Annotated in this window: 4 protein-coding genes and 3 pseudogenes; 5 read left to right on the forward strand and 2 right to left on the reverse strand. The window is 51.8% G+C overall.

Translation table 11 applies throughout. The annotated features are described in order from the left end of the window. Window positions 1-541: 541 nt before the first annotated feature. Window positions 542-1,741: a tyrosine-type recombinase/integrase gene (locus ACK3SC_RS18975; RefSeq protein WP_416841829.1), complete on the reverse strand. Its 1,200-nt coding sequence runs from the start codon at window positions 1,739-1,741 to the stop codon at window positions 542-544. Window positions 1,742-2,396: 655 nt separating this feature from the next. Between ACK3SC_RS18975 and ACK3SC_RS18980 the strand changes: the two genes are divergently transcribed. From ACK3SC_RS18980 to ACK3SC_RS18990, 3 genes and pseudogenes are all read left to right on the forward strand, one after another. Then, the gene (locus ACK3SC_RS18980; protein ID WP_416841823.1) at window positions 2,397-4,223 is read left to right on the forward strand and encodes a GmrSD restriction endonuclease domain-containing protein; all 1,827 of its coding nucleotides are present in this window, start codon (window positions 2,397-2,399) and stop codon (window positions 4,221-4,223) included. Window positions 4,224-4,805: 582 nt separating this feature from the next. Next, window positions 4,806-5,486, forward strand: a pseudogene (locus ACK3SC_RS18985) (IS6 family transposase). Between the two features lie 168 nt (window positions 5,487-5,654). Further along, the gene (locus ACK3SC_RS18990) at window positions 5,655-7,052 is read left to right on the forward strand and encodes an ATP-binding protein (protein WP_416841825.1); all 1,398 of its coding nucleotides are present in this window, start codon (window positions 5,655-5,657) and stop codon (window positions 7,050-7,052) included. A gap of 88 nt (window positions 7,053-7,140) precedes the next feature. Here ACK3SC_RS18990 and ACK3SC_RS18995 read toward each other — a convergent pair. Next, window positions 7,141-7,512, reverse strand: a pseudogene (locus ACK3SC_RS18995) (ADP-ribosylglycohydrolase family protein); the annotation flags it as partial. Between the two features lie 172 nt (window positions 7,513-7,684). On the opposite strand from ACK3SC_RS18995, the gene ACK3SC_RS19000 reads away from it, so the two are divergent. Together ACK3SC_RS19000 and ACK3SC_RS19005 are read left to right on the forward strand one after the other, a co-directional pair. Then, the gene (locus ACK3SC_RS19000; protein WP_416841826.1) at window positions 7,685-8,746 is read left to right on the forward strand and encodes a zinc-binding dehydrogenase; all 1,062 of its coding nucleotides are present in this window, start codon (window positions 7,685-7,687) and stop codon (window positions 8,744-8,746) included. Window positions 8,747-9,405: 659 nt separating this feature from the next. Continuing rightward, a pseudogene (locus tag ACK3SC_RS19005) lies at window positions 9,406-9,503 on the forward strand (IclR family transcriptional regulator); the annotation flags it as partial.

Consider the following 9,503-nt stretch of genomic DNA (forward strand, 5'->3'; position numbering starts at 1 on the left):
TCCTTACTCAATTCTGGTCCCCTGCCACCACCCAGAGTGAGCGGTAGGAAGTGCGTCTGGCTCAACCCAACTCGAATCAACACTTCGACCTCTATGTTTGCGGGCAGATTGCTCAACGTCAGTCCTGTGCAGATGTATTCTCCATCACTGTATGTGAGAGCGTATTCGCTGTCAACTCAAGCCACGGACGAGAGTTTATCTCCGTGTTGAGGGTACGCTCTGGCGAGCGAGTGTTCAATCCAACCACAGTTCGTCTGTAATCGACCGTGACCAATTCAGATCGTCGCCGTTATGATTATATTCGCCGGCTCCTGTCGACTCGCATCCACTAAGGTCGCACCACCAGCTGCCAAAGTCAGAAGCACAGGTGAAAATTTCTGCAGACTCTATGTATCGACATACAGTTTATTCACTGTGGGGATATTCACACCAAATCGTAAGTGGGTTTAGCAGATTCACCCGATCAGCCAAACCCATATATTACGACCTCCTGACGGTATCAACATCTAATTTGGTCTTTCTTAGGACGGGAGGAGTGGGATCACGATTCAAATGCCGCTTCCAACTTCTCGTACATCCTCCTTCGCCGAGCCTTCCGTTCTTGCTCCCTCGACAGATAATTCCGAAGCACAACCTCAGTCGACGAACTCCCCTGATCTTCAGCAACGCCCTCTAATCCCTCGAGAACCTCTCCCACTGCTTCCTGATACGCCGAGTACCAGAACCGCCGCCCCATTTTCGGCGTGGGCGTATCCCCGTCAACAACCACCTTAGCAATGTCAGCAAGTTGCTTGAACCGACGACGTATAGTACTAACTGACACGTGGCCCGTCGACGACGAGCGAGAGGGGAACAGATACCCGTTCCACGTCTCACGGTCAGAAAGCGCATCAATCCGTTCAGCGACGACGTTCACACCATACAACAGTGTCACCTCTCCGGGCCCGTTCTTCCGTTCCCCATCGCCGAACGATAGATGCGAGTCCTCTGCATCCAAAACCACCTGGTCGACGTGCAAGGCCGCGACCTCCGAGGGCCGTAACCCCCACCCGGCGAGCGCAACGACGAGCAACTCCGCTTCAGGGGAGTCCACCTCGCTGTAGATTCGACGCACCTGTGACGCCGACAGCGCCTGCGGGTCTGGCTCGCTGGCTTCCCAGCCGAACTCTTCGCCGGCTTCCGAGAGTGGATTGTACTTCGCGTACTTTCGGCGCTTCACGAACGCGTACCACGCTCTCACGACGTGAAGGTACTCGAGCTTCGACCGATCTGTCGATAGCTCTTCGTCGAATACGTCGAGGACGGCGAGACAGCGTTCTATCTCTCCCGGTTGCTGGTCCAACTCAGACAGCGGTTCGAGCAACGCGTCCGTCTCGTGCAACTCTCGATAGGTTCGAACCCACTTCGCCAACCGCGTCCGGTGGGTCTCGACGGTACTCTCTGCTCGTCCACCACGAGTTCGTATCGAGTTGAGATACAATTCTAGTGCGTTGACAGTAGGCTCGTGTTCGACGTTCCACTCCCACTCTTCAGATTCCTCGTCTTCGAGGCCGACGACGTCAACGAAGAACTGCTTGGGCGTGAGGTCGTGATGCTCGCGCAGTGCGTACGCGATGCCACTGTATCCGTGTTCAGTGAGCCAGTCGTAGGTTGGTATGTCTCGGTCTTCGTCAAACCCGTCGCGGTATCGCTTCGGTGCGATGTCTTGCCAGTAGAGGTCGACGAGTTCGTTGAGGTCCATACGCGACCAGTTGTAGCGACGGCTACGCGTCTCTGGGTCCGTGGATTCCTCGTCGGATTGTTGGCTGATGAACTGTTTTGTCATGTTGATTTACTGTCCGAAAGACCGTTTGCCGTGTTTCGGGATACTTCTGAGCCAGTGAATATCATTGGTATCTGCTGTTTTTCACAGCAAAATAATACTTTGGCTTGTGCGGGAGTGGTATAACTCAAACAATCAATCGGATGTATTGCACGGCTAGCAAGCTAACGGTCTAGCCAGACCTCTACTCACTCGGACAGTTGTACGGCCTTAATAACTATTTCGAGATTCATGTCGACTTTCCATCGATAGCTTCGCTCACCATTTTGGCCGTTGTTCTCGTCGGTTCGGATGAGGAACCGAGGGGTAGAACACTCGAAATGACCTCTCCCTGTGAGATGGCCGTTTGAGTTTGTTAAAAACGGGTTAGTTGAAACCCTCAACCTTGGACAGGAAGTGCGTGCAACATACAGAGGGTTAGTCTTTCACTCCAGTGCCAAGGGTGTATACTGGACTCCGATATCGTTGAAATTGTCCAAACCTGAGTCAGATAGTCGATGAATCCGACCCTTATACCATCTTCATTTGAAATCGGATAAGGTATTTAAGATGAGTATTTGAAAGCTGTTAATATATGTACAACCAGGGGGAGACAATCAAGGATGCAGTCGATGAAATTCAGAGGGAGAACTGGTTGCTCCCGGCGATTCAGCGCGAGATTGTTTGGGAGCGTGATCAGATAACTGACCTGTTCGACTCCATCGTTCAGGGGTACCCTATCGGGACGTTCCTGTTCTGGGATATTGAGACAGAGAATCGGGATGAGTACACGATGTACGGCTTCATCAAGGACTATATCACAACGACGAAGTACATCGAGACTGGGGCCCAATCACGGAACGCACAGGTGACACCAGATGGGGCTGGTGACTTGAAGTTGATACTAGACGGACAACAGCGATTGTCGTCGTTCTATATCGGTCTGAAGGGCACATACACGTACAGGCCGAAGTGGAAGCGGAAGAGGAAGAGGAATTCTTGGAAAAAATCGAAGATGTACCTGAATATAACATCGAACCCACGTGACCTGCTTGAGGAAGGTGGAGATCGGTTGACACGGTACGAATTCGAGTTTCTTCCTAATGAGGAGTATTCGGATCGTGTCGTCGAACGAGGGGGCAATCTCTGGTTCCGTGCCGGAGCAATACTGGATTATGCGGACCAGATCGATTTAGAGGACTACATAAGGGGCATCAAGGACGAGTACGTTCTATCGGACGATGAAAAGCATTGGCTTGGGCAGAACCTCCGCAACTTCAAATCTGCGATCCATGACAAGACCTACGTCCGATATTTCGAGGAGAAAGAACAGAACATCGATAGAGTCTTGGAAATCTTCATCAGGACAAACGATGGCGGCACCGAGTTGCAGAAGTCGGACCTCCTGTTGTCCATAGCGCAGGCGAACTGGGATACATACGAAGCCCGCGAAGAACTGACTAGTTTTGTAGATCATTTGAACATGCAGTTACCGAAGACTAACAGTTTCAGTAAGGATTTCCTGCTGAAGTCCTCACTTGTACTGACGAATCTCAACGTTCAGTATCAGGTCAAGCAATTTAAACGCGATAACGTTTCCCAGATAGAAAATAACTGGGTGGACATAAAGGATTCAATCGAAGAAGCGGTTCGATTAGTGAATTACTTTGGAATCCACGAGCGGACCCTACTAAGTCGGAATGCTGTCATTCCACTCGCGTATTGGTTCATGTTGACCGGAACCAGTGCCGAGAAGATGCGTAGTGACAAAGCATCGGTTGCGAGTACGAAACGGGATATCAAACGGTGGTTCATCACCTCCTTGTTGCATGGGACATTCTCCGGAAGTGCAGATTCGGTGTTGCGACGATCACGAGAGGTACTACGACAACACGAGGGTGATGGTTTCCCGATAAACGCTCTATACTCCGAGATGAGGGACCTCGGGAAAGTCGTCGGATTCGATGAGGATATCGCGGAAAACATACTTGATTATGAGAAGGGTGGAAACAGAACGTTCTTGGCGTTGACACTCCTCTACGAACAACATGACTTCGGTGAGATCCAATACCACCAAGATCATATTTTCCCCGATAATAGATTGAAAGTCGAACACTTAGTCGATCAGGGGATAGAGTATGAGAAAGCCGGGAGGTTCTCGAATCTGGCGGATAAATTCGCCAACCTCCAGTTGTTGACGGCGAGGGAGAACGAAGCTAAACAGGACAAGCCTTTCGAGAAGTGGATAACAACTCGTGATAATGCATTCTATGACCGCCACCACATCCCTCGAGAGGAAGAGTACTATAAAATCGAGAACTTCGATAAATTCCTGAACGCGAGGCGAGTTCTAATCGCGGATTCGCTTATCGAGGTTCTAGGCGACCCGACTGACACTGAAAAGTCCGATATCGATTTCTGAAAGATTGTATTTTATCTGTATTTGTAGGTCCTGCCGCCAAGATGTAAAAAACACAATATAAAATGGCGATTGACTAGTTCTGAGCAACTGACCGACTTGCGCGCTGTATTCAGCACAGCCTCACCAACGATCACCGACTGAGGATTTCAACAGAGCCTTTATTCTGGTAAGTTCGACGGTCAAAGTACGGTATTGCATGCAACGTCGCCGCCGACGAGTTCGTTGAGAGACTCATCTGGAACCACTTGAAGCGGCGTTCTCTCGATTGTTCTTTGAAGCCACTTCTTCAGGCTCCAACCCCGGGAGTCAGACTGTTGATTTACGCCTGCTCACCGGGGCGTAACCCTCTCGCTGCGTGTTGGGGTAATTCTGAATGTGGGATTTTCATTACTCACCGACTTTCTAATAGTGATTTAACACTTTAGCTTATGCGGGAGTGGTACGTACACAAACGTAATTAGTAAAATGGGATCTGCGGAGCGGCAAACTGCGATAAACTGTATGTTGCAATATAAAATCCGAAGGTGGCACTGTCTAGTTAAGTCAGTTTGAGAAGCGAGCAGGTCCTTGAGTGAATTGGTCATGACGCTCGCAGACCTGCTCAGCGAGTGCTTTGCGACGGATTTTGAAGAAACTTGGGAGCGTGAGCGGACGGCAACGCCCGTTAGGGCGTTTGCCGTCCAGCTCCACGCGACCGCCTGTTCACTCAGAGAGACAAAAGAAGTTCTTCGATTACTCGGCGTTGAACGCTCCCACCAAGCTGTTTGGCACTCGGTACATCGACTGGCTGACAGCGGTCACAACCCGCCTGAGGCGAAGCCGAAGCGGGTTGCAGTCGACGAGACCGCTGTCAAAATCAATGGCGAATGGTATTGATTGTACGCTGCAATAGACATCGAGATAAAACTGATTCTCGACGTCGAATTGTTTGGACGGCATGGGACTGATCCGGCTGCTGCGTTTCTCCATCGACTCTCGGAGAAACACGATCTCTCAGACGCTGTGTTTCTCGTTGATGGCTACGGATATCAGACTGCCCTCTCTCGATTGGGATTGAGCGGTCGGCTTGACTACGTCGAGCGAAACCTCATCGAAAAATGGTTTCATACCCTCAAAATACGAGTCGACCGCTTCCATAATTCGTGGGTGGACAGTCACGGAAGCGTCCGCGAGTGGTTCATACAATTTGTGCAATACTACAACTTTCAACGACCGCACCAAGCGCTCGATGGACGACCCCCGGTTGAGGAGGTCACTAACTAGACAGTGCCGCTGTTTCAAATTTCTCTCAAAACAGGGGGATCGCGCTATCCATTCTTGATATGCTGGGCGTTTTTAATGAACAAAGTTAATGAACAATGTTCATGAACATACATATGGGGGTTCTCCCGAAACAAATAAGTCATTATCGTGGTAATCATTATTTAGAGTATGACCTTCTATAACCGGGTGGACGAGTTGGACGCGCTTGCTTCTGCGTTCGGGTCTCCTGGATCTGATTTCGTCGTTGTCTATGGTCGACGCCGTGTAGGGAAAACTGCGTTATTGAAAGAGTTCTGTGCTGGCCGACCACACATTTACTTCCTTGCAGCCCAAGAAGCTGAAAATCGGCAGCGTGAGAAATTCGTTGAGAAGCTCGCAGACTATTTCGACGAACGCGTTCCACGGATCGACGACTGGGACGAGACCTTTGAGTACCTTGGAGAGAAACTTCAAAACGAAGATCTGGTAATTGTCATCGACGAGTTCCCGTATCTCGTTGAAGAGAACGACTCTGTTCCCTCCTACTTGCAGGGGTTCGTCGATGAGCAACTCCAAAGGACAGATTCAATGTTGGTGGTCTGCGGGTCAAGTGTGAGCACGATGGAATCAGAGGTTCTCGGACACGAGAGCCCATTGTACGGACGGCGTACGGCGCAACTCGATGTACAGCCCTTCTCCTTCAAACAAGCGCGTAAGGTCATCAAGTACGATTCTGCAGACGCGATTCGTTCGTACGCGATAACCGGTGGAACACCAATGTACCTCACACTGTTCGACTACGGGTACTCTCTCTCGGAGAACGTACAGTCCCAGATCCTGTCGCCGACTGCGGTGTTGTACAACGAACCAGAGTTCTTGCTTCGGACTGAGCTCCGTAATCCTGCCCGGTACATGAGCATCCTCGAAGCAGTGGCACTGGGACACACGACGCCAAACGAGATTTCCGGTGCGACGGGAATCGATTCGGGCCCACTATCGAAGTACCTGCAAACCCTTCGACGCCTCCGACTGATCGACCGGGAAGTCCCTGTTACCGCGTCAGGCAAGAAGTCGAAGCGATCACGGTACCACGTTGCGGATGAGTTTCTTCGATTCTGGTTCCGGTACGTCGAGCCAAATCGTTCCAGTATCGAAGAGGCACCGGAGGTCGTATACGACGGGACAATCGAGCCTGACCTGCCGACTCACGTCGCCACTACATTTGAAGACGTGTGCCAGGAAGCCGTCTGGGAAGGTATTCGGCGGGGTACCTTCGACCCATACTCGGCGGTCGGTCGTTGGTGGTACGGCGAAGATGAGATCGATATTGTCGGTCTCGCACCGGACGACGATCGAATCCTACTTGCTGAATGTAAGTGGACGTCAGAACCTGTCGGCGAAGCACTCGTTGAAAGCCTCCGGGCGAAGGCAGCGAACGTTCGGTGGGGGCCAGGCGATCGAGAGGAGCGATTCGCTCTCTTCTCGAAGAGTGGATTCGTCGATGGCCTCGAGGACAGTCTTTCCGAGAAATGGTCACTGTTTGACCTCGCGGAGGTTGACGAGCTGCTAACTCCTGAACGAGGCTGATAAGTCCTATTTCGGGTTAGCCAGCGTGGGTAATCCATTCCCCTACATACCCTCGCTCATTCTGAAAACTGCTAGTGGCGTGTGAGCGTTACTTTGTCGGGGGCATCAACTGACCCGCCAGTGTCTCGAGTTCACTCACCTCTCCGGTCTCGGACACCCACCGTCCGGGGAGATTCGACGCACCGAACCGAGCCCCTGTGACTGCTTCGTAATTGCACCGACCGTGTCTGTATCACCGCCGCGGTTTACTGGCGTCACGATAGCGTCTACCACCGTCGTCGCAGTAAAGCGCATCGTGAAGTGCTGTTTGGAGCGAGTGAATCACGTACCCTGACGTCTCCAACGAATCTAGTGACTCGCCACGAGCGACAGGTCGGAGTGCCTCCGTGAGTTCCTCTGGTGCGTCACCGGCAACGTAGTTCAGCGCGTCTGTCAGCGGTGTGTCGGTGTCATCGAGTAACAGGTTTCTTCGTCGCTCTGCGAGCACTCTGTAGCGTTCGTGCATCTCCTCATTTTCGAACCCGTCATCGGAGAGGCCAGAGAAGGTTTCTGAACTATGTAAATCTGAACCCAGTATGTCTAGTGTGTTGACCCTCGATACTATATTGATTGCCAACAATTACCGCGTTACGATGCGCGCAGCAACATTCACCGGGGTCGGTGAGCCATTAGAAATCACAGAGATACCCGAACCGAAACCAGACAAGACGGGTGTCGTCGTTGAGACGGAGGCATGCGGAATCTGTCGGAGTGACTGGCACGCCTGGCAAGGTGACCCGCTCTGGGAGTCCAGAAATTTCGAACAGGGCCATGTTTTCGGTCACGAACCTGCTGGCGTCGTTGTCGAAGTTGGAGACGAAGTTGAACACGTCCGCAAAGGCGACCGTGTGACTGTCCCCTTCAACCTCGGTGACGGAACGTGTCCGTCCTGTCGAAATGGGCACTCAAACGTCTGCGATAACCGTATTCCGCTCGGACTCGCACCTGAATCGCCTGGGGCCTTTGGGGAGCGGTTCCACGTCCCATGGGCGGATTTTAACGTCGTACACCTTCCAGACAGTGTTTCGCCAGTCGAGATGGCTGGGTTGGGTTGCCGATTTATGACGTCGTTTCACGCCCTCGTACACCGTGCAGACGTCACCGCCGGTGATTGGGTCGTCGTCTATGGATGTGGTGGCGTCGGTCTCTCGGCCGTTCAGATCGCCTCTGCAATCGGGGCTAACGTCGTCGCGGTTGACCTATTCGACGAGAAATTGTCGTTTGCGACCGAGCTGGGTGCTGTTGAAACCATCAATGCCAACGATGTAGCCAATGTCCCATCAGAGGTGAGGGGGATTACAAACGGCGGTGCTCACGTGTCAGTTGACGCCCTCGGCATCGCAGAAACGTGCCAGAACGCGGTCAAGAGCCTTCGGAAAAAAGGTCAACACGTACAAGTCGGCCTCACGTCGAACGAGGAGGGTGGCGAGGTATCGCTCCCGACTGATCTCATGGTACTCAACGAAATCAATTTCATTGGTGCGGTTGGGATGCCTCGACCACGGTACGAAGAGATATTCCGAATGATAGAACACGAATCATTAAATCCGGCAGCGCTGGTCTCCAAGACGGTTTCACTTGAACAGACACCCGAAGTATTGGCTTCGATGACGAAGTTCGAAACTGTCGGTATTCCGGTTATCAACAAGTTTTGATGACAACGGGTGGAAAGAGAGGTAGACGATCTGTTCATCATCATCTTCCTCCCGGAATGACGTAATCACACGAGTCACAGACGAATACGACGTCGGAGAACATCTCGTAGAGGGCAAGGCTGTCACTACATTTTGGGCGACGCATTCGTCATGGTCGTAGTTCGATAGTCACTTACTAGTCCCCACGACCATTGTCGAATTCATTCGATGATTCTTCACCGTCACATACGATGTGGATATTTGCAGATAGAGTAGCATTGATATGTTTGTGACCGAATTTGATATGTGGTCGGATACTAAAACCGACTTGGCGTGAGACCAAGGTATCAGTCATACCATAGATGTGGCAATCCCGAAGAGTAGGTCTGTCCCGATCGAAACTCATGAACATCTGTACCAACACTGCCACGTCGAGCTCAGCACTGCCACTGCTGCGAATTATTTTTTCGTTCGTGCACCGGTGACGGTCGACCCCCATCGTGAACACCAATCCCGAATCCACCGACCTCCATCACCCCTCCCGCATCGAACTATCCACTAGTCGGTAATCGACTGGCTTTCACGTTGCCGTGCGGTGACCACTCTACCGCGTTTGCTGCATCCGCAGACTCGTTCTCTATACCAGAACATTTATTCAGTGAACTCTGTTACCTGTGTGCATGGACGCCAAGCACCCGGTTCGAACGACCGAAAAGACGCTCGCCCTGGTGGACGAGTTAAAACACAGGGGTCCGTGTGGTGTCACCGAGTTAGCCAA

The organism is Haloferax sp. DFSO52 (genome assembly GCF_048158745.1).
GTDB lineage: Archaea > Halobacteriota > Halobacteria > Halobacteriales > Haloferacaceae > Haloferax.